This window comes from Trabulsiella odontotermitis, assembly GCF_001188485.1.
Classification (GTDB): domain Bacteria; phylum Pseudomonadota; class Gammaproteobacteria; order Enterobacterales; family Enterobacteriaceae; genus Trabulsiella; species Trabulsiella odontotermitis_A.
The window spans coordinates 43,950-65,551 of record NZ_JNGH01000099.1 but is presented as its reverse complement, the minus strand read 5'-3'; the positions used below and the strand labels follow the sequence as shown (position 1 = coordinate 65,551).

The 21,602-nt window shown below is 58.2% G+C and carries 9 protein-coding genes and 9 pseudogenes; 3 read left to right on the top strand and 15 right to left on the bottom strand.

The features are described 5' to 3' along the window. Positions 1-22: 22 nt before the first annotated feature. Together yqeC and yqeB are read left to right on the top strand one after the other, a co-directional pair. Complete coding sequence (gene yqeC, locus GM30_RS14550; RefSeq protein ID WP_049849189.1) at positions 23-790, top strand: selenium cofactor biosynthesis protein YqeC; 768 nt, start codon at positions 23-25, stop codon at positions 788-790. A gap of 48 nt (positions 791-838) precedes the next feature. Continuing rightward, on the top strand, positions 839-2,404 hold the full coding sequence (gene yqeB, locus GM30_RS14545) for a selenium-dependent molybdenum cofactor biosynthesis protein YqeB (protein ID WP_049849188.1): 1,566 nt from the start codon (positions 839-841) through the stop codon (positions 2,402-2,404). A gap of 37 nt (positions 2,405-2,441) precedes the next feature. Here the strand turns inward: yqeB and arcC are convergent, their stop codons facing one another. The 5 genes and pseudogenes from arcC to ygeW form a co-directional block, all read right to left on the bottom strand. Further along, on the bottom strand, positions 2,442-3,374 hold the full coding sequence (gene arcC / locus GM30_RS14540; RefSeq protein ID WP_049849187.1) for a carbamate kinase: 933 nt from the start codon (positions 3,372-3,374) through the stop codon (positions 2,442-2,444). 18 nt (positions 3,375-3,392) lie between these two features. Next, positions 3,393-4,813, bottom strand: a pseudogene (gene hydA, locus GM30_RS14535) (dihydropyrimidinase). Positions 4,814-4,869: 56 nt separating this feature from the next. Next, entirely contained in the window at positions 4,870-6,081 is a 1,212-nt protein-coding gene (locus GM30_RS14530; protein WP_049849186.1) for a YgeY family selenium metabolism-linked hydrolase, read from the bottom strand. Positions 6,082-6,144: 63 nt separating this feature from the next. Then, positions 6,145-7,291, bottom strand: a pseudogene (gene dpaL / locus GM30_RS14525) (diaminopropionate ammonia-lyase). 61 nt (positions 7,292-7,352) lie between these two features. Beyond that, on the bottom strand, positions 7,353-8,540 hold the full coding sequence (ygeW, locus tag GM30_RS14520) for a knotted carbamoyltransferase YgeW (RefSeq protein ID WP_049849185.1): 1,188 nt from the start codon (positions 8,538-8,540) through the stop codon (positions 7,353-7,355). 490 nt (positions 8,541-9,030) lie between these two features. Here ygeW and GM30_RS14515 point away from each other — a divergent pair. Next, positions 9,031-10,754: pseudogene (locus GM30_RS14515) on the top strand (sigma 54-interacting transcriptional regulator). Positions 10,755-10,794: 40 nt separating this feature from the next. Here GM30_RS14515 and xdhC read toward each other — a convergent pair. The 10 genes and pseudogenes from xdhC to GM30_RS14465 form a co-directional block, all read right to left on the bottom strand. Next, entirely contained in the window at positions 10,795-11,274 is a 480-nt protein-coding gene (gene xdhC, locus GM30_RS14510; RefSeq protein ID WP_049849184.1) for a xanthine dehydrogenase iron sulfur-binding subunit XdhC, read from the bottom strand. Then, a pseudogene (gene xdhB / locus GM30_RS14505) lies at positions 11,271-12,090 on the bottom strand (xanthine dehydrogenase FAD-binding subunit XdhB). The gene xdhC and the pseudogene xdhB overlap by 4 nt, the downstream one beginning before the upstream one ends. Before the next feature lie 5 nt (positions 12,091-12,095). Further along, a pseudogene (gene xdhA, locus GM30_RS14500) lies at positions 12,096-14,289 on the bottom strand (xanthine dehydrogenase molybdenum-binding subunit XdhA). 232 nt (positions 14,290-14,521) lie between these two features. Further along, positions 14,522-15,263: pseudogene (gene dagF / locus GM30_RS14495) on the bottom strand (2-dehydro-3-deoxy-phosphogluconate aldolase). After that, positions 15,250-16,310, bottom strand: a pseudogene (gene dgaE, locus GM30_RS14490) (D-glucosaminate-6-phosphate ammonia lyase). Before dgaE ends, dagF begins: the two co-directional pseudogenes overlap by 14 nt. 3 nt (positions 16,311-16,313) lie before the next feature. After that, a complete protein-coding gene (locus GM30_RS14485) occupies positions 16,314-17,174 on the bottom strand; it encodes a PTS system mannose/fructose/sorbose family transporter subunit IID (RefSeq protein WP_162212996.1) in 861 nt (286 codons plus the stop codon). Next, positions 17,171-17,880 (bottom strand): annotated as a pseudogene (locus tag GM30_RS14480) (PTS mannose/fructose/sorbose/N-acetylgalactosamine transporter subunit IIC). Before GM30_RS14480 ends, GM30_RS14485 begins: the two are co-directional and overlap by 4 nt. Positions 17,881-17,902: 22 nt before the next feature. After that, entirely contained in the window at positions 17,903-18,388 is a 486-nt protein-coding gene (locus tag GM30_RS14475) for a PTS sugar transporter subunit IIB (protein ID WP_049849182.1), read from the bottom strand. A gap of 20 nt (positions 18,389-18,408) precedes the next feature. Further along, entirely contained in the window at positions 18,409-18,816 is a 408-nt protein-coding gene (locus GM30_RS14470) for a PTS sugar transporter subunit IIA (protein WP_124966025.1), read from the bottom strand. Positions 18,817-18,974: 158 nt separating this feature from the next. Continuing rightward, positions 18,975-21,583, bottom strand: a pseudogene (locus tag GM30_RS14465) (sigma 54-interacting transcriptional regulator). Positions 21,584-21,602 lie beyond the last annotated feature (19 nt).

The window sequence follows — 21,602 nt, the reverse complement described above, 5'->3', positions numbered from 1 at the left end:
ATAATCAGAAGCCGTTAAGCGAATGGGAAATATACCGCAACGCGAAACCTTGTTTTGTGATTTGGGTGCCTTTGTTCGCCCGCTGGTGATATCTGCCGTCGGGGCGGGCGGAAAAACCAGCACACTGTTCTGGCTGGCCGATCTTTTCCGCCAGGCGGGCAGACGCGTGCTGATCACCACCACCACGCATATGTTCATGCCCGCTGAGACGTGCCCCGTCATGCTGTGTCGCGACCCCACGCAGCTTCCTTCCGCGTGCTTTCAACACCCGCTGGCGGCCTGTTTTTCCCGCTGGTTGCCGGATCCCGGCAAAGTGCGCGGCTTTAGCCCTCAGATCATTGACGCGCTGGCGGCGCGTGCCGACTGTGATGTGATTCTGGTTGAAGCCGACGGCGCTCACGGTTTTGGTATTAAGGCGCCAGATGAGCACGAACCTTGCATACCTCAAGCCAGTCATTGCGTGATTGCGGTAACGGGCGGGGAAATGCTCGGGCAACCGGTGGGGCCAGGCAATGTACATCGCTGGCCGGTATTTTCCCGTATCACCGGTGCGGCGCCTGAAGATGTGCTGGATCTCCCGATGTTATTTCGGCTGATAAACCACCCGCTGGGTGCGTTTAAAGGCGTCCCGCCAGGCTGCCGTCGAATCTGGCTACTGAACCAGATTTCTCAAAATGAGAAATTCTCAGCGCCGCCGTTTTCCGCCGTGCTGGAGCATGGCGAGATCGATGCCATCTGGCTGGGTGCGGTACAGGAAACCCCGGCAATTACGCGCAGATTTGTGAGATAGCAACGTCGGGTACCCGGCGTTATTGAAGGGATATCCATTGAGGTTTTTATGAATATTTTCTCAGAAGCGGCAAAACTCGAAGAACAGAATCGACCGTTTGCCCTGGCGCAAATTGTGGACAGCCGGGGTTCTACGCCGCGCCACTCAGCACAAATGCTGGTGCGCGAAGACGGGACGATTCTTGGCACGATCGGTGGCGGGATGGTGGAGCGCAAAGTCATTGATGAAGCGCTCGACGCGCTGAGAGAGAAAAAACCGCGCATGTTTCACGGTCGCATGGCGCGAAACGGCACCGATGCCGTGGGGTCTGACTGCGGCGGTGCGATGTCGGTTTACATCAGCGTTCATGGCTTACGGCCGCGTCTGGTGCTGATCGGCGGCGGACATGTTAACCGCGCGATTGCCCAGGGCGCCGCGTTGCTCGGTTTTGAAATCGCCGTCGCTGATATTTATCAGGAGAGCCTCAACCCCGACTATTTCCCGCCGTCGGCAGAACTACTGCACGCCGACTCTTTTTCCGCAGCGGTCGACCAGCTCGATATCAAGCCCGACAACTTTGTACTGATTGNNGGGCGCCCCCCCCCCCGCCGTAAAGTGCAGGTGTTCCTGCGCCAGATGCGTGACAACGGCGTCGATGAAAACGACATTGCGCGGTTGCATGCGCCGGTGGGGTTCAACATTGGTGCCGAAACGCCGCATGAAATCGCCATCAGCGTGCTGGCAGAAATTTTACAGGTCAAAAATCACGCCGCCGGCGGGCTGATGATGGCCGCGCCACATCCGTCGCAGCATCAGCGTGTGGTGATCCGCGGTGCAGGGGATATCGCCACCGGCGTGGCGCTGCGTCTCTGGCATGCCGGGTTTAAAGTCATCATGCTGGAGGTGGAAAAACCGACCGTGATCCGCCGCAGCGTGGCGTTCGCGCAGGCGGTTTTCCAGGGCGAAACGCAGGTCGAAGGGGTGACGGCGCGGCGAGTCGCCTCTGCCGAAGACGCGATTAGCGCCGCCGACAGCGGGGTGGTGCCAGTGCTGATTGATCCGCTGTGCCAGTCGCTTGAGCTACTGAAACCGGGGTGCGTGGTCGATGCCATTCTGGCGAAAGAAAACATGGGCACCCGCAGCGACATGGCACCGATTACCATTGCGCTCGGGCCTGGCTTCAGTGCCGGGAAAGACTGCCATGCGGTGATCGAAACCAACCGTGGGCACTGGTTAGGGCAGGTTATCTATCAGGGGGCTGCGCAGGAAAATACCGGCATTCCCGGCAATATTCAGGGCCATACGTCCCGCCGCGTGATCCGCGCGCCAGTGGCAGGTGTGATGAATGCCTGCGTGCAACTTGGCGATATTGTCAGTGAAGGGGAGGTGATCGCCCGCATCGGTGATACCGAAATTCTGGCACCGCTGTCAGGAATGGTGCGTGGCCTGCTGAGCGACGGACTGGTGGTGAACAGCGGCTTTAAGATTGGTGATATCGACCCACGCGGCGCGGCGGCGGATTTTACCAGCGTCTCCGATAAGGCCAGAGCGATTGGCGGCGGGGTGCTGGAAGCATTGATGACGCTGATGCATCAGGGCGTGAAATCCACCCGCGAACTGGTGACAGTGGCATAAAAAATAGCCCCGGAACAGGTCATTCCGGGGCCGGTTGTTACTGGCTGATAACGGTGCCGGTCTTTCCTTCAATCCCTTCTTTGGCTTTGCTGAGCACGGTGATCAGCGCCTCACGCCCCGGGCGTGAACGGGCAAACGACGCGGCAGCTTCCACCTTCGGCAACATCGATCCCTTCGCAAAATGGCCTTCGGCGATAAAGCGCTCGGCATCGCTGAGCGACAGCCGGTCAAGCCACTGTTCGTTCGGTTTACCGAAGTTGATCGCTACTTTTTCCACGGCGGTGAGAATGATCAGCATGTCGGCATCAATCATTGCCGCCAGCGTCGCGCTGGCCCAGTCTTTATCAATCACCGCGCTGGCGCCGCGCAGATGGTTCCCTTCACGGGTGACCGGAATGCCGCCGCCGCCCACGGTGATCACCACCTGACCGGCTGCCATCATCGCTTTCACCGATTCTTTTTCGATGATATCAACCGGTTTCGGCGAGGCGACCACGCGGCGATAACCGCGACCCGCATCCTCTTTCATGGTGTAGCCCTGGCGGCTTAGCTGTTCCGCCTCTTCTTTGCTGAAGAAGGAGCCGATGGGCTTTGTCGGATTCTGGAACGCCGGATCGTTCGCGTCGACTTCCACCTGGGTGATGAGCGTTGCTACCGGAACGTGCATATCGCGAGACAGCAGCTCTTCGCGCAGCGCGTTTTGCAGATCGTAACCAATGTAGCCCTGGCTCAGCGCCACGCACACCGACATCGGCAGCATCGGCGTATGGGCCTCGGTTTTTGCCGCTGCTTCGAACGCCAGATTGATCATCCCGACCTGCGGGCCGTTACCGTGTGTGACAACAACCTGATGTCCCTGAGCGATAAGATCCACGATCGCCTGTGCGGTGAGTTTGACCGCTTTCATCTGCCCGGCAAGGTCATCGCCTAAGGCATTCCCGCCCAGGGCGAGAACAATTTTCTTACTCATCCATTCCTCTCTTTATGGTTATTGACCCGGCAGGGAAACGTTCCTGTCCACGGGTGATGTTGGTGCGGTAAATGGTTTGCGGCGCAGGAAGCGACCCTGCCCGGCGACGCCGGTAAAGACACCGTCGTTGTAGATGATTCTTCCGTGAGAGATCGTTTGCCGGATGGCGCCCTGGCATCCAAACCCTTCCCAGGGGGAATAGTCCGCGTTGTCGTGCATATCGGCATGGCGAAGGGTAGTGCGCTGGCGCGGATCGATAATCACGACGTCGCCATCGGCGCCCGGGGCGAGCACAGCCGTTTCTGCGGCCACAGGCCGAACAGTTTTGCTGGTGTGGCGCTGGTCAGCGCCACAAAACGCTCGGGGGAGATCCGTCCGCTCATCACGCCGTGGGAGAACATCAACAGCAGGCGGTTTTCCACGCCGGGTAAGCCGTTCGGGCAGCGGCTGAAATCGCCGCCGGACAGCTGCTGACGCTGCGCCATCGAGAATGTGCAGTGGTCGGTGGCAACTACGTCCACCGCGCCGTCGCTGATGCCGCACCACAGCGCGTCGTTGTTGCGCGCGTTGCGCAGCGGCGGGCTGAGGAGATATTTCAGCGCGTCTTCACGCTCGTAGCAGCGTTCGTCCAGCAGCAAATACTGCGGGCAGGTTTCCACCCATACCGGCTGGTGGCGTGCCTGTGCCAGACGCAGGTAATCCAGCCCCAGCCCGTTCGACAGATGGACGATATACAGCGGCGCGTTGCCGGACAGCTTCGCCAGGTTGATCATCCGCGCGATGGCTTCCGCTTCGCACTCTTCCGGGCGGCTCAGGGCGTGATATTTCGGCGCGGTTTTTCCGGCGGCGAGGAATTCGAGGCGTTTGCGGTGGATCACTGCGTCATTTTCTGGGTGTACGGTGGTCAGCGCGCCCGCCTGGTGCAGATGGCGCAGCGCCTGCAGCACCTCGTCATCATTCAGTTTGTACTGGTAAGTCAGGTAGAGCTTAAAGCTGCTGATGCCAGCTTCCACCATCGCCGGGATCTCATCGAGAATGGCGTGGTTGATATGCTGGATCACGCCGTGAAAGCTGTAATCAATCACCGCTTTGTGCGCGGCATAACCGTGATACACCTCCAGTTGGTGATGCAGTTTGCATCCGGCAGGGCCAAAACCCATGTGGTCAATGATGGTTGTTGTACCGCCACACGCGGCGGCGCGGGTGCCGGTAAAAAAATCATCACAGCTGCGGGCCATGCCCGTATCAATATTGAAGTGCGTATGAACATCAACCCCGCCCGGCATGACATAACACCCGTCGGCATCAATCACCTCACAGGGAAGCTCGGGCGCAATGTGGTCGGCAATCTGGCGAATCATGCCGCTTTCGATCAGCAGATCCTGTTTCGCTTTTCCGTCAGCGTTAACGACCGTTCCGTTTTTAATCAGTACACGCATAGCTGCAAACTCCGGCCTCCCGCCAGGACAGTGGCAGGAGGCATTACAGGTGATGATTATTCTGTTGCCAGCCAGCTCAGTGGGATAGCGGCGTACATCGCGGCGCAGGTCACCAGATGCGCTTTCCAGGTTTTTTCGTTCGGCGCGTGGGCTTCCGGCTCTTTACCCGGGCCGAAGCCAATCACCGGAATACCGTGACGGCCCATGATGGAGACGCCGTTGGTGGAGAAGGTCCACTTATCGACAACGGCAGCCTGACCAAACAGCCCTTCATAGGCGTTGCTCAGCGCTCTGACGGTGAAGTGATCCTCTTCCACTTTCCAGGTCGGGAAGTAGCACTCTGTCGGGTAGACCAGACCGGTCCACGACGGGCGATCGTAGTTGTACATCGACACCACGGCGTTCGCTTTTTTCACCGCCGGCAGGGCGCGGATCTCGTCCAGCGCACCTTCCCAGGTTTCGCCCCAGGTCAGACGACGGTCGATGGAGACCGCGCAACTGTCAGCCACGGCGCAGCGGCTCGGTGAAGTGAAGAAGATTTCGGAGACGGTCAGCGTGCCCTTGCCGAGGAATTCGTCATAACCCAGACGGCCAGAGAGTTCCTGCAGATCGTTCAGGATCGGACCCATTTTGAAGATGGCGTTATCACCGCGCTCTGGCGCGGAGCCATGGCAGCTGACGCCCTGTACGTCGATGCGGATCTCCATGCGCCCGCGCTGGCCGCGGTAGATCTGGCAGTCGGTCGGTTCGGTACTGACCACGAATTCCGGGCGAATGCCGGACTGTTCGATGATGTACTGCCAGCACAGGCCGTCGCAGTCCTCTTCCTGCACGGTGCCGGTCACCAGCAGGGTATATTCATCTTCCAGACCCAGATCTTTGATGATCTTGCCGGCGTACACCATGGAGGCCATCCCGCCTTCCTGATCCGACGCGCCGCGCCCGCCGATCAGCTCGTCGGTTTCCATCCCTTCGTAGGGATCGAAGTTCCAGTTTTTGATGTTGCCGATCCCCACGGTATCGATATGCGCGTCCATCGCCACCAGGCGCGGGCCGTGACCGATATAGCCTAAAATGTTGCCCATCGGGTCGATAACCACTTTATCGAAACCGACTTTTTCCATCTCTTCTTTGATGCGGTGGATCACGCGTTTTTCATCGCAGCTTTCGCTGGGAATGGCGATCATGTCGCGTAAAAAACGGGTCATGTCTTCCTGATAGTGGTTGGCTTTTTCCAGAATCAGTTTGAAGGGAATGTGCTTAGCCATCGGTAATTTCTCCAGTCCTTTCTGCCCCGCCTGGCGGGGTGAATATGTATAAATACGGTGGGATTAACGTGTTGCCGGGTGTTTGCCTTCCCAGACCACTTCCCGATAATGTTTCGCGTCGGTATCGCCTTCGGTGCTGATCACCAGCACTACCGAGTCGCGGTCCAGCCCCAGTTTTTGCATCAGGGCGTCGCGCTGTGGGTGGTAATGCACGGCGGCGAGAATGCCGGTGCCAACGGCGCCGGACTCACCGGAAATCACCCGCGGATCGTGCCCCAGCGGGTTGCCGAGTACGCGCATACCGAGCGCTGCCACGGAGCGGGTTCGGCTCGCCACAGGCCAGACCGGCCATGATGGTGGCCATGTCACCGCCAACGTTGACGATGTGCCCTTTCACGCCTGAGCGATAAAGGCAGTCGGCCAGTTCCGGCTCCACGACCACGGAGTGGAGATTGCTGGCGCCGTAGACATCCACCAGATAACCAAGCACGCCGCCCGCCATCGCGCCGACGCCGGCCTGCAGGAAGACGTGGGTTGGCCGGGTGATGCCCATCGACGTCATCTGTTCTACTGCTTCGTCCGCAAGGGTGGCGTAGCCCTGCATAATCCAGGTCGGGATTTTGGTGTAGCCTTCCCAGGCGGTGTCCTGCACCACCTCCCAGCCGTTTTCCTGCGCCACTTTCATGGTGTAGCGCACGGTGTCGTCGTAGTTCATGTCAGTGACGATGCATTCCGCACCGAGTTTCAGAATGGCGTCGACACGCTCCTGCGCGGAGCCCTTCGGCATGTACACCACGGCGTTCTGCCCAAGCTGTTTTGCCGCCCACGCCACGCCACGACCATGGTTGCCGTCGGTGGTGGTGGCGAAGGTCATTTTTTCTTTGATCGTGGTTTTGAGGGTGTCGAAGGAAAAATCGTCGATATTTAACTGATATTTTTCACATAACAGCCGCGCAATGGCGTAGGAGCCGCCGAGCATCTTGAAGGCGTTGAGGCCAAAGCGTTGCGATTCATCCTTAACGAGGATGTTTTTTACCCCCAGCAGCGCCGACAGGTCTTTCAGCGCATACAGCGGCGTCGGTTGATAACCGGTAATTTTTTGATGGAAATGCCGCGCCTGTTGCGCCTGCCTGCGCGAAAAGAGCGGTGACGTCTCGCCGTTGAAATAGCGATTGTCGGCAATATCAATTTTGAGAGAGAAAGCAGACATATTCTGTCCTTATCCTTCATAACAGTGAGGTACAGGCCAGCCCGCAGGCCGGCCTGACGTGTTATTTGAGGCGCGCTTGCGCTTCCTTGAGCAACTGGTCCAGCAGAAGGCCCGGCCTGGCGTATTTACGGGCGAGGATCATGGCGGCGATGATGTACGGCTTCCAGCTCGCCTCTTTGTAGGTCGCGATGCGGTATTTCTCGAAGACAGCTTCGGTTACTTCCCCTTCGGCACAGGACACGCCGGTGATATCCGCAGGCAGGCAGTGCATGTAGAGGGCGTTGCCGTTGCGGGTCAGCTTCATCATCTCTTCCGTGCAGTGCCAGTCTTTATGGTTGGCGTTCTGCGCCAGACAGGCTTTTTCCAGCGTTTTCAGGCCGTCGTGATCGCTGGCGCGCAGCAGTTCGGTACGTTTTTCCATGACCTTGTACGGCGCCCAGGATTTCGGATAAACGATGTCGGCATCTTTAAACGCGTCGGCCATATTGGTGACCTGGGTGAAGCTGCCGCCGGAGGCTTTGGCGTTGTTTTTCGCCACTTCAATGACGTCCGGGATCAGGTCGTAGCCTTCCGGGTGCGCCAGCGTGACGTCCATGCCGAAGCGGGTCATCAGGCCGATGATCCCCTGCGGGACGGAGAGCGGTTTGCCGTAGCTGGGGGAATAGGCCCAGGTCATGGCGATCTTCTTGCCCTTCAGATTTTCCAGCGAGCCGAAATGCTCACGCAGCCAGGCGAGGTCGGCCATCGACTGGGTCGGGTGGTCAATATCGCACTGCAGGTTGATCAGCGCCGGGCGCTGCGGCAGCACGCCATGCTTGAAGCCATCGTCCAGCGCGGCGCCCACTTCACGCATGTAGGCGTTACCAGCACCGAGGAACATGTCGTCGCGAATACCGATGGCGTCAGCGCAGAAGGAGATCATATTAGCGGTCTCACGCACGGTTTCGCCGTGGGCGATTTGTGATTTACCTTCGTCGAGATCCTGCTGCGCCAGACCCAGCAGGTTCAGCGCCGACGCATAAGAGAAGCGTGTGCGGGTGGAGTTATCACGGAAAACGGAAATGCCCAGGCCGCTGTTGAACACTTTGGTCGCAATGTTCTCGGCCCGCAGCGTTTTTAAAGCCGCTGCGACATCCAGTACCTGCTTCAGTTCGTCCGGGGTTTGTTCCCACGTCAGGAGAAAGTCTTTCTCGTGCAGGTGGGAGTTTCGTGTGTTGATATCCTTAATCAGCTCGTTAACTGTTTTCATCGTAAAGTCCTGGTAGTGAATGACTGGCGTAATGACAATGTGGCTGCACAGTCGGAGAACGGACGTTCCAGGAAGCGACTGCCAGCGATATTTACTGCTAAACAATAAGTGTGCCAGTTCCCTGGAATCGACTGATTCAGGGAATAAACGAGATGATTTATGAGAGGTGTGTCACAAAAATAAGCTGACGGGTTTTATATTTCGTGAACGAAAACGTTTGGCTTTTTTCAGGCGAAAGTCCATTTATTGAATAGTTGCGGAAATAAAATTGGTAGAGACAATAAATCCCGCCAAATTGATAAAAACGGCAGGAAGATTCTCATATTGATATGAAAATGTGATGCTTCTTCCATATTTTTATCAACGAATGATAAAGAAGGGGCATCTTTATCAATATTGTCCGGCGCTAAGTTAGTATCATGGAATCATAAAAATACAATTATCGCACTTCTATAAATATCAGTCAGTTATTGGTATTAAAGGTTACGCTATGATGCCCTCAAACACATTATCAGTTCTGATGCAGATCCAGCCTACCATCCAGCGCTTTGCCCGAATGCTTTCCAGTGTGCTGCAACTGGACGTTGAGATTGTCGACGAAGCGCTGTGCCGCGTCGCCGGGACGGGCGCGTACGGGAAATCGATTGGCCGTAAGCTGAATGCGGATTCGCGTTTGCTTCGTTATGTTCTTGAAACGAAGAAAGAAAAAGTGGTCACCCATTCGCGGTTTGATCCGCTTTGCGAAGGGTGTGTCAACAAAGATAACTGTAAAGAAAAAGCCTTCCTCGGCACGCCGGTGATTTACCAGGACACCTGCGTCGGGGTGATCAGCCTTATCGCCGTGACACATGAGCAACAGGAACGTATTACGGATAATCTCCACGCCTTTTCTGATTATGTTCGTCATGTTTCGTCAATATTTGTTTCACGACTTCTCGATGACCAAAGTAGTAATGATAATATCCGCAAAGTGTTTCTGACCATGATTGAAAATATGGATCAGGGCGTATTGGTTGTCGGGCCGGATAATCAGGTAAGAATGGTCAATCAGGCGGCATTAAAGGTGCTTGGCGTGTCGCAGGCGAATATTGTCGGCAAAAATGTTCATTTCCGTCCTCTGACCTTTGAGCGTAATTTTACCAGCGGCCATATGCAGCATGTCGTTTCATTTGATGATAATAGCGAGCTGATTATTGGTCAGCTGCATACTATTCAGGATCAGCAGCTGTTTTTAATGGCGTTCCATCAGTCGCATTCATCGTCAACGCTGGCGCCGGTACAGGACGAACCGCAAATAGAACACCTGGTTGGCGAATGCCGCCCGATGCGGATCCTGAAAAACCTGATTAGTCGTATTGCGCCCAGCCCCTCCAGCGTATTGATCGTCGGTGAAAGTGGAACCGGGAAAGAGGTGGTGGCGCGCGCCATTCACAAGCTGAGCGACCGTAAATCAAAGCCGTTTATCGCCATCAACTGCGCCGCCATTCCCGAACAGCTGCTGGAAAGCGAACTGTTTGGCTACGTGAAGGGCGCGTTTACCGGCGCCTCGGCCAACGGTAAAACCGGGCTGGTACAGGCCGCCAACCATGGCACGCTGTTTCTCGATGAAATCGGCGATATGCCGCTGACGCTGCAGGCCAAACTGCTGCGTGCCATTGAAGCGCGCGAGATCCAGCCGGTGGGCGCCAGTAACCCGGTGTCGGTGGATATCCGCATTATTTCCGCCACCAACCAGCACCTTGAGCAGTTCATNGCCGCCCGCCGCTGCGCGAGCGTCAGGAAGATATCGAACTGCTGATCCATTACTTCCTGCATCTGCATACCCGGCGGCTGGATCTGGTTTACCCAGGCATCGCGCCGGAAGTGATCGCGCTGCTCAAGCGCTATCGCTGGCCGGGCAACCTGCGCGAACTGAGCAACCTGATTGAGTATCTGGTGAATGTGGTGCCGTCCGGTGAGGTTATCGATCTCTCCTTCCTGCCACCTAACCTGGTGAACAGCGGCAAGCTGCCCGAGCAGGAACCGGCAAGCGTGACGGTGCTGTACAACACTAAAGAAGAAGAGGGCGTCACCCCGCTGGAAGAGATGGAAAAACAGATGATCCGCGAGGCGTTGTCCCGCTACAGCAATAAAAAACAGGCGGCGGATGAGCTGGGGATCGGCATCGCCACGCTGTATCGCAAAATAAAGAAGTACGAATTGATGAGCGCCTGAGGATCGGGGAGGTGTGTTCGTTGCACCTCCCCGGTTTTCGTTATTGCTCGTCCTCACAGGCGATAACGGTATCGACAATCATCTGATAACCCGTGCAGCGGCACAGGTTTCCCGCCAGCCCGCGCCGAATTTCCTGTACCGTAAAGGGTTTAACGTGGGGTTTTGCCAGCAGAGCGGTGGTCGCCATCACCAGGCCCGGCGTGCAAAAACCGCACTGCACCGCGCCTGATTTTGTAAATTCCTCCTGCACCCGTGACAGTTTTCCTCCCACGGCTTCCCCTTCCAGCGTGCGGATCTGCTTGCCGTCAATCCAGGCGGCGAGATAGAGACAGCTGTCCACCGCGATACCGTCCACCAGCACGGTACAGGCGCCGCATTCGCCCACGCTGCAGCCCTGTTTCACGCTGAGCAGCCCGTGCGAGCGCAGCAACTCTGACAGCGGCGTCGCCGGGGACAGCGTGAACTGGTACGGCGCGCCGTTGATGGCGCACTCAATGGTCACCCATGATGCATGATTCATAACACGCCTCCCGCGTGGGCCACCGCGTCGCTGATTACGCGCTGGGCCATGGTCTTAATCAGGTGTAAACGGAAATCTTTCGCCGCACGCCACGACGAGCGTGGAGAAACATCCTGCTGCAGCGCTTCGCAGATTGCGCTCAGCGTTTGCGCGTTGACGGCCAAACGCCAGCCGCAGCTCGCGGAAAACGCCGTCAGCAATGTGGCACCACGCCGCGCAGCCAATGGTGGCGATGTCCATCGCATCGCGCATCGCGTATTTGAAATGGGCGCTGCCGGTGCCTGACGTAGGTTGTGCTGAAAAATGGAAGGCGACCGCTATTTCGCCAGGCGTCAGCGCCACTTTCCCCGGACCGGTGTGAAAGCCGCGCACGGGGGTAAAGCGCGTGCCGTCGGTCGAGATAATCTCCAGCGAGGCGTTATAGATAAGCGAAGGCGTGGCGGAGTCCGCGCTGGTAGCGCCGTTGCAGATGTTGCCGCCGTAGGTCGCGNCGACGTTGCGGATTTGCGGCCCGGCAATTGACGCCGCAGCCGCCGCCAGCGACGGCAGATGCTGCTGGATCACCGGGCTTTCAATCAGCTCCGTAAAGGTAGTGCCGGAACCAATACGAATGTCTCCGTGCTCGTTAAGGGTAATGCCGCGCAACTCATCCAGCCCGTGAATATCCACCACGTGGCGGTATTTCTCATTCAGATGGTGAAGCTGGATCAGCACATCGGTGCCGCCCGCGATGAGCCGGGCATCAGGGTGGGCGGCGGTGAGAGCGACAGCATCCTGCAGGTTCGCGGCGCGGTGGTACGTTTCAATATCAAACATAGCGATTATCCTTCAATCAGTCCGGCCTGGCGAAACTCGGTAAACAGGCGCTTCGGCGTCAGCGGCAGGGTGTTAATGCCCACACCCGTCGCCATCAGCACCGCATTTCGAATGGCGGCGGCGACGGAAATCAGCGGCGGCTCGCCCAGCGATTTGTGTCCGTATGCGGACTGCGGTTCACAGCTGTCGACGAAAGCGCTTTCCAGCGTCGGGAGATCCATCATGGTGGGCATTTTGTAATCCAGCAGATTCGGGTTGCGCACCAGACCGCTGGTCTCGTCGATGATCATCTCTTCAAATACCGACCAGCCGATGCCCATCCCCATGCCGCCGTGCACCTGGCCTTCCGCCAGTTGCGGATTAAGAATACGGCCTGAATCATGGACGTTAAGAATGCGGTTGAGGGTGATTTTGCACAGCGCCACGTCCACGGTGAGATCGACAAAGGTACAGCCAAACGCGGGCGGGTTGGTGGTCGTTTTGATGGAAGCTTCCGCCGAAAGCTGCGCGCCGCGATCCGGGTGATAAAACGCATCCATCGCCACTTCAGCGACGGAAATGAGCGGCATGTCCGGGCGCTCCGTCATCGCCACCATGCCGTGACGCAGGGTCAGATTGAGCGCGGACTGATGCAGCATTTCTGCGGCATGGAGAATGATTTTCTCCCGTAGCTGACGTGCCGCTTCGCGCAGCGCCGGGGCGGCGACATAGCTCTGGCGGGAGCCAAACGCGCCCGGGTCGAACGGCGTGACGTCGGTGTCCTGCACGGAAATCACCCGCACCTGATTGACCGGCACGCCAATGGTTTCCGCCACCATCTGGCTGAAGACGGTATCCGCGCCCTGGCCGATTTCCGTCGCGCCGCTCTGCACGTGAATAAACCCGTCCTGGTTGAGCAGCACCCGTGCCCCGGCGATTTCCACCCCTACCGGCCAGGTATTGGAGCCATAGCTGAAGCAGGCGACACCCACCCCACGGCGCAGATTACCGCGCATTTCCGCGCTTTCGGCCCGCCGTTTATCCCACTCAAACAGCTCACGGCCCTTGCGCAGACAGTCCGGCAACCCGGCGCTGTAGATGGCTTTCTTATTCACCGGGTTGATGTCACCTTCCTGCGCGGCATTGCGTAAGCGGATATCCAGCGGATCGAGTTTCAGCGCGGTGGCGGCATCGTCGAGCAGCGATTCCAGCGCGAAAATGAGCTGCGGCGCGCCGTAGCCGCGCATCGCCCCGGCGGTCGGCAGGTTGNAGGTGGTGGCGCGATAGCCAAAGGCGCTGCGCGGGTAGAGATAGGTGATTTTATTGCCGCCCGCCGCTGCAATGGAGTGACCGTGCGAGGCATACGCGCCGGTGTTGGAGAGCACGTCCATGCAGTAGCCTTTCAGGGTGCCGTCGCGCTCAATGCCCAGTTGCGCATCAATAGTAAACGCATGGCGGGTACGGCTCGCCATAAAGCACTCTTCACGGCTGAGCGACACTTTGACCGGAATGCCACCCAGCCGGGAAGTCAGAAACGCCGCCATCGGCTCTTCCAGCACATCCTGCTTGTTGCCGAAACCGCCGCCGATATAGGGTTTGATGACGCGGATCGACGACCAGGACATGCCCAGCGCCTGCGCGACAATGCGGCGCACAAGGTGCGGAATTTGCGTGCTGGAGACGATGGTAATGCGCTGATCTTCTTCCATCCACGCGAAGCTGGTGACGCCTTCCATGTGGCAGTGCTGGACAACGGGCGTCTGGAAATGGCTCTGAAACTGATATTCCGCAGCGGCAATCGCGCTGTGCGGATCATTGGCGCTGATCTCGCTCGTTTTCAGGACGTTGCCGCCCTCGTGGATTTCCACCGCGCCCTCTGCCATTGCCGCTTCCGGCGTGGTGATCACCGGCAGCGCTTCCCATTCCACTTTCACCTTATGCGCGGCGCGTTCGGCGGTCANAGCCGTGGCCTGCCGTCGGGAACGGCAGCGGTGGAACGTCTTCCCAGGTGAACACCGCCAGCACGCCGGGCAGGGCCCGTGCTTCCGTGGCGTCTATCTCCCTGGCGTATCCGTGGGCGATGGGGCTGCGAACGTATTTCGCGTAACACATCCCTGCCATCACGTAATCATCCGTATACCGTGCGCGTCCGGTCACTTTTGCGATGGCATCTACCCGCAAACATGACTCGCCGGTGGCGGAGGCTTCCCGCTCATCCATAGTTTTCCCCTTGATTCTCAGTCTGATCTTTTAGGCATCAGAGAAAGAGGCAAGAAATACGCCAGAAACGTGAGCGCGACGGGATGAGATGTGAATTTGTGATGCGCTTAAAAAATGTACGGCAAGAGCGGGAAAAACGGCAGGAAACAGCAGCGTGGTGAATATCATATTGAGTAATTCAAAACTCATTATGATAGAAAAAGCAGCCCCGGCGGGCTGCCTGAGAAACGGACTACACCATTGATTTAATGATGTCCAGCAACCGCGCCACGTCTTCCGGACGCGTATTGCCGGTAGTCGGATCAATGATCGAACTGTAAACGTGTGGCATCGCCTGGGGGATCCCCGCCTGCAGGCAGGTTTGCAGGATCGCGCCGAAATTATCGAGATCGATACCGCCCGTCGGCTCGATCAGCGTCATGCCGTTTTTCACTGCCGCGTCCGCCAGCGCTTTCAGTTCCGGTAACGATTTTTCCCCGCCCATCGGGAAAAACTTCGCCGCATGCGCGCCCATATCTACCATCATCCGCACTGCGGCATCGCAGGAGATGCGCGCCGGGCTTCCCTGACTGCTGCTGACGCCGGTGGAGATAATCACCTCGCCGCACGCCGGTAGGGCTCACCAGCGCGTTGATCCGCGTGGTGATGCCGCCGGTGGCCGCCAGCGCGCCTGCGGCAAACCCGCAGCCGGTGAAAGTCTGGTTGACGTGCGCCGGATGGACGCGGGCAGCGATCATCGCCGCTTTATAAAACTGCGCCGGATCCCCCGCGCCCAGCCCGACAGAAATGGACGGGACGGCGTCCATCCAGCGTTGTACGTCATGAATCCCGTCCTCCGGCGTGGCAAACTGCGCCGAAAGGACGCCAATTACCGCATGACCTTCCGCGGCATCATAAATTTCCCGGGCGTTGGCGATATCTTTCGCCAGCACGTTTATCGCCACACGCTGACGATAAAAATTAATGTGTTGCATGTTGAGCAATCTCCTTCAGCCGCGCGACGATAATCTCCATTTCGCCTTCCGCGAGCGTACGTGGGTCGATGCTGAAAACCCCTTCGTGCAGGAAATAGCGGCGGGTATAAATGGCGATGTCGCCTTCCCGCAGTTGCGCTTCGACCGCGCGGGCGTCCAGCCCAAGTTCGCTTTGCGAGATACGAATTCTGATACGCCAGATCGCCCGTCCGGCGTCGTCCTGTTCGATATCGGCCTGCATGCCGCGCAGGGCGGAAATCGCCTCTGCCACGGGCCGGAGCTGCGCTTCCGTCGGGCCCTGTGGCGTCTGGTGATAGCGGTCGAGGGCAAACAGCAGACCGACCATATTTTCCTTACCGATTTTCATCGCGCGGGCAATGCCGTGATGCTGTGCCTTACAGGCGTCGATCCAGCGCTTTTTACCGGTGATAAACCCTGACGTCGGCGCGTTAAACGCCTTGGCGCCGCTGTAAATCACCATGTCCGCACCGNCCGCACCGCTGGCGACCCAGTGGCGTAAATCCTCTTCGGCAGCGGCATCGACGATCAGCGGCAGGTTGTGCGCCCGCGCCACCCGCACGAAATCATCGATGGTCAACATCCCTTTCTGTACACAGTGGTGCGATTTCACAAACAGCAGCGCGGCGGTGCGTTCGTTGACCGCGCGCTCCAGCTGCCAGCGGGCAGCAAGATTGCTGGCACCCACTTCCACCACCCGCCCGCCGCCGAGGCGAATGGCGCTGGTGATTGGCGCGCCGTAATCGACATTATGGCCCCGCAGCATCAGGATTTCATTCGCCAGACCGCTGCTGTCCGGCATTTGCGCCACGCGGTCGGGTTCGCCCTGAGTAATGGCGGCGGCGACGCTGATGGCGATACCGGCAGAGGCGCAGGAGGTGACATAGCTGTCTTCNCGAGGCCCCCAGCCGCTTCGGATACCGCCTTCATCACCCCCGACGCCACGCTGGAGACGCCGAGGATCGTCATCTTGCCGCAGGCGTTAATCACCCGTTTCAGCCCCAGCTGCTGGTAGATGTTCTGGCTCATGGCTTACAACACTCCCAGCAGCGAACAGGCGACGCTGATCGCCACAATCGACAGCAGGATCGTGGTGTAGCGCGGCCCTTTTTTCACCAGGTAGAAGTAGATGGCAAACACCGCCGCCAGCGGCAGCAGACCGGGGGCGATGGAATCGAGGATCTGCTGAACCACCACTTCTGAGCCTTTCAGGGCGCTGATTTTCAGCGGCGTGGTGATCTTCACGTAGCTTGCCGACAGCGCGCCCATCATGATCAGGCCGAGCACGTTCGCGCCGTAGATAAGCTCTTTTATCCTCCCGCCCTGCAGCAGCCCGACGATGGAGTCACGCCCCAGCGTGTAGCCTTTGTGGATAAGCCCGTAGCTGATCGCCAGCGTCACCGCCGGGTAGAGGATCAGCGGGGCGATCCCGCCGAAAGCGCTACCGCTCGCGGCAAAGGGAATGAAGATGGCGATCAGCAGCGGCATCACGGCGGCCCAGACAATCGAGTCACCCATCCCCGCCAGCGGCCCCATCAGGCCGGTTTTGATCCCGGTGATCGACGCGTCGCTGATCGGCTCGCCACGGGTTTTTTGTTCTTCCATGGCGATGGAGATCCCCTGGATCACCGCGCCGAAGGTTTGCTCCGAGTTGAAGAAGTTCAGGTGGCGCTTGAGGGCTTCGACCTGCTCCTCTTTCTGCGGATAGAGCTTTTTGATAATCGGCGTCATCGAGGCGCAGAAAATCAGGCTCTGCAAACGTTCGTAGGAGTTGGACACTTCCGCCCCCAGCCAGTAAATAAACCAGGCTTTGGTGATGTCCGCTTTCGTCAGTACGTGGCTCTGGCGCGCACGTTCAACGAGTTCATGTTCCATTACATCGCTGCTCATCATGCTGCTCCTTCATTTTTCGCCAGGCCTTTAATCAGGAAGGCCACGCAGGTGCCGAAAATCGCCATCGCCATGATGTCTACCTTGAGGTAGAGCACCGCGAAGAATCCGCCGATAAACCACGGCAGCAGGCTTCGTTTACCGATGACCATAATGGTGATCGCAAAACCCAGCGCCGGCAGAATACCGCCCATAATTTCAAACGAGTGGGTGAGCCACTGCGGCATCAGCTTGAGGAATTTCTCTACCACGCTCTGGCCGTAGTAGTTGGCGGCAAACACCACCGGGAAGCGCAGCNNACCCCTGCCATATTGGCGGTTTCGGCATGCTTGTCCGCCATATGCACCCACGCGGCGTTCAGCGTGCGGCGCAACTGGTCGAGGAACACGCCGATCACGCCAAACGGAATCGCCAGCGCAATCGCCATGTTGGGCTCCATGCCCGCCTGCACGGCAATCGGAATCGAGATACAGGCCGCCAGCGCCGGGTCGGACGGTACGTTACCGCCAGGCGTCGAGGTGACCCCGAGGTAAACCAGTTGCATACCGGCACCGATGATCATCGCGGTCTGCATATTGCCCAACAACAGACCGACAAAGACCGCCACCACAACCGGCTGGAGAAGCATCGCTGAGAAGGTGTAGCCCAGGCGTAAACGGGCGAACCAGTAATACAACCCCATCAGGCTCGCAAAAAGCAAAGTGTCCATAATATTCTCTCATTTTAGAGGGTTAGAATTTTTTCAGAATATCGTCCAGCGACTGCGGTTTATCTTCCGGGATCGTCTGGAAAAACACCTGAATTCCACGACTTTTCAAATCTTTGAGAATGCCCACGTCTTTCTCATCCAGGGTGATGTTCTGGAAGACCGCTTTGCGGCTTGGTCCGCCGCCAAGTCCGCCCACCTGAATGGTGCCGACGTCAAAACCGTTCTGTACTACCTGTTGAATCGCGGCCAGTGACGGGAACAGCACCAGCACGTTGCCATCACCCAGCCGGTTCTCTTTCCACGTTGCCGCGAAACTGTCGTTGCCATAGCAATCCACCTTGATGTTCGGCGGTGCCGCCATCAGGTAGATGTTCTTCATAAACGGATCGGCATCCAGTTCATCGCTGACCACCACAATGCGGTTCGCCTGCGACTGGCCGACCCATTTCGTGACCACCTGACCGTGGATGAGGCGGCTGTCGATACGGCATAAGACGATGTTTGCCATAATGTTTTCCTTAGTTGTGGTTATTGTGGTTGTTGTAACTGACGAACATGGGCGACGACATCGCGACAGCTGCTGCGCCCGGCATCCACCAGCGCGCCGACGCAGTCGGTTAACCGGCCGTGCTCGCGCTTATCGAGCGCTTCCAGCAATAGCGTGGCGTTAAGCCCGGAGATCACCGCCACCGGGTAATCCGCGCTCAGCCGTGCCGCCACGTTGGACGTCGTACCGCCAATAAAATCAGTCAGGATCAGCGAGCCTTCAGGCAGGGTTTTCACCACCGCTTCAACGCGCTGGTAATACTCCCCCAGCGTGTCGACCGGCATCAGCGCGATCTCCTTCACGCCTTCGATTTCGCCCATCACCATGCGCAGGCTGTTGCACAGCTGCTGGCCCCAGCCGCCGTGCGTCAGCAACAGAATTTGGGACAGGGATGGAGTGGATGTAGTGGGTGTCAAAATGGCCTCCTGGCGCGGTTTCGTTTACACCCGTGATAAGAGCAAGCGCTGTGCCAGAGTTAGTGTCACGCAGGGAAAGGGAAGGGGAGAAAAACCGGGTAGCAGAGCGCTACCCGGCGGTATGACCGGGTTCAGCCGAACAGCAGTTCGTAAATATAAACGTATTCCGCGTCGGAAAGACGGATGGCATAGGCCTCTTCTACCGGCTGGAACGCCGATTTGATGCCACTAAAGGCCCGCGCGTCCATCTCCGGCTTCATTTCCAGCGCCATCTGTAACGGTTTGCGGTTAATGACGATACGCTCGACCATGCAACAGCAGTGGATCAGGAAACGTAGTGTCACCTGACGGCTCGGTTTGATGGCAAGCGTGGTGCGTAACTGGCTCAGCACGCCCTCCATTTCTTTCAGGATGCGCTGCGGGTTGAGCACCGAAATGTGGTTGATGATGCTCTCCATGGTCAGCGCGCTGATAAAGCGCGACGCGCTACGCTCCATTTCAAGACGCCGTTCGGCGCTGGAGAGATCCGGCGTCAGCAGGCTCAGCACCAGCTCCGGCCCCTGCTCGGAGAACAACTCTTCCAGTGAAATAAACGGAATATNNAAGTGCCGACAATGCCCGCCAGCCGTTCGTGCGGGTTCAGCGCCTGTTGCACCCGTTCCGGGCTGCGCACGTCATTGTAATCGAGGATCACCATTCGCGTATCCTGCGACATCAGTTCGCCAAAGCTCTCTTCCAGCACTTTCTTGATTTTCTCAGCGGTGCCCATGCCGGTAATGCAGGAGACCACCAGCACGTTGCCGACGTTTTCCTGCTGCGGCGTACAGAGCTGGCAGGGAATGCCTTTGTTCTGCATCAGTTCGTTAAGCTGCGGCAGATCGCGGGTTTCGTAATTCAGATCGAGGCCGATCTCCAGCAGGCTGGTCAGGCTGATGTTGGGCATCAGCAGGACGTCTATCTGGAACAGTTTGCTGATCGTACTGCCAAAATGGACCAGCGATCCGATATCCACCATCAGGATCAACCGCTGCCAGCCGCGGGTGCGGATCATCTGCGTCAGTTTTTCCAGTGTGTCGTGCACCGACTGCTCGAAAGGCATGTCGATGGCGCTGAACAGCTCGCGCTCCAGCACGCGGTTGGCGTACTGCGCCATGCTGGTGGCGGTGGTCGCGCCGTGGGCGATGAGGATTGCGCCGCAGTCCGGGCTGTCGCTGATGCGCTGGCGATAGTGGCGGCACTCCTTCAGGAACAAGCAGAGCCAGACCACTTCCGTCGCAGGACATTGAATATGCAGCAGTTCGTTGATCTTACGGCACAGTAGTGTCGCGTTTTCGTATTCGTCTTTGCAGCGATCGAGGATCAGGCTGGAGGAGTAAAGCTGCGGGATCAGCCCGCGCTGTACGTAGCCGATCAGCGCCAGAAAATGTTTGCGCAGCGGGCTGACGAGGTTTTCCGGCAGGGCAAAGCCCAGCACCTGCTCGACGTTACCGATCAACAGCGTCACGCGCTCTTCAAACTGATCGCCATAGCGCGGCGGATTCGCATTGCTGTTGCTGTCACGGCTGTAGAGGCCATATTCAAAAATCGAACTCAGTTTGTTTTTCAGGATCGCCAGCGTCTCGGCGGGCGGCACGTTGCTGTTGCGCAGATTGACGTATTCGCGGGTCAGGAAGCTGTAAAACAGATCGCTCTCCTGCGGATCGCTCCCCGGCGACAGCGAGCTTTTCAGCTGCGGCAGCGTGCGGGCGTCAATGTTCAGTTGCGCGCGGCCATTGAACAGCGCGTCCACCAGCAGCCGCTGTTCCGGTGTGGCGTTAAACGGCGCGTCGACCAGTTTTTTGTCGAGCCACAGGGTGTCGCTGTGCATCGCCATTTCAGAGGCCCACGCCTGNCCGGGTAAATCAATACTGACCTGCAACCGGCGCTGGAAAGTGCGCAGCAGCGAGGAATTCACCGGCTCGGTGGTGGCGCAAATCAGGCGCAGTGAAATCTTGCGGGCGCTGGCGCTGGAGCCCAGCGGGCGATACTCGCCTTTATCCAGCAGAGAAAAGAGCTTTTCCTGCCCTTCATACGGCAGACGATGCACTTCATCAAGCAGCAGATAGCCGCCATCCGCCTGTTCGACGAGCCCGGTTTTGTCGCTGGTGGCGCCGGTAAACGCCCCCTGACGATGACCAAAGAGATGCGATGAAAGCAGTTCCGGGTTGTTGGCGTATTCGGCACAGTTGAAATAGACCAGCGGCGGCAGGCTGCCGGTGGTGTGTTCACAGGCGTAGCGGTGCATCAGTTCGGCAAAAAAGGTTTTGCCGACGCCGGACGGTCCGGTCAGCAAGACGTGCAGCCCCTGCGGGTAGAGCACGGCGGCTTTGCCTTTTTCGACGGCATCACGCAGGCTGCGGTCATGGCCGACCAGCGCGGTAAAGGGATCGTCATCCTGTCCGGTGGCTTGCGGCAGCAGCGCCGAGACCGACGGCAGTTCGCGTTCGGTTTCCAGTAATCGTCTGCCGAGCAGATCTTCCAGCGCCTGACGGTGTAAAAAGAACACCGGACGGCCGCGGGTTTTCACCGCCAGCCCGTCATTGCACAGCTGGTTAAGCTCTTTACTGACCGAATTACGCGCCAGCCCGAGGTTGAACCCGATGCTTTCCGCCGTGAAGGCGACGTCCTGTTGCAGATCGCTGACGTCGAGGGTTCGGGTAAGTCGCTCCAGTTCCCGCAGCACTACTTCAATACGTCTCATCGCTTTACCGGTTTGAATT

Bases quoted from the DNA above. Each gene is read 5' to 3' on its own strand.
- GM30_RS14530 (WP_049849186.1), bottom strand. From the start codon at position 6,081: ATGGCTAAGCACATTCCCTTCAAACTGATTCTGGAAAAAGCCAACCAC.
- xdhC (WP_049849184.1), bottom strand. From the start codon at position 11,274: ATGAATCATGCATCATGGGTGACCATTGAGTGCGCCATCAACGGCGCG.
- ygeW (WP_049849185.1), bottom strand. From the start codon at position 8,540: ATGAAAACAGTTAACGAGCTGATTAAGGATATCAACACACGAAACTCC.
- yqeC (WP_049849189.1), top strand. From the start codon at position 23: ATGGGAAATATACCGCAACGCGAAACCTTGTTTTGTGATTTGGGTGCC.
- GM30_RS14485 (WP_162212996.1), bottom strand. From the start codon at position 17,174: ATGATGAGCAGCGATGTAATGGAACATGAACTCGTTGAACGTGCGCGC.
- arcC (WP_049849187.1), bottom strand. From the start codon at position 3,374: ATGAGTAAGAAAATTGTTCTCGCCCTGGGCGGGAATGCCTTAGGCGAT.
- GM30_RS14475 (WP_049849182.1), bottom strand. From the start codon at position 18,388: ATGGCAAACATCGTCTTATGCCGTATCGACAGCCGCCTCATCCACGGT.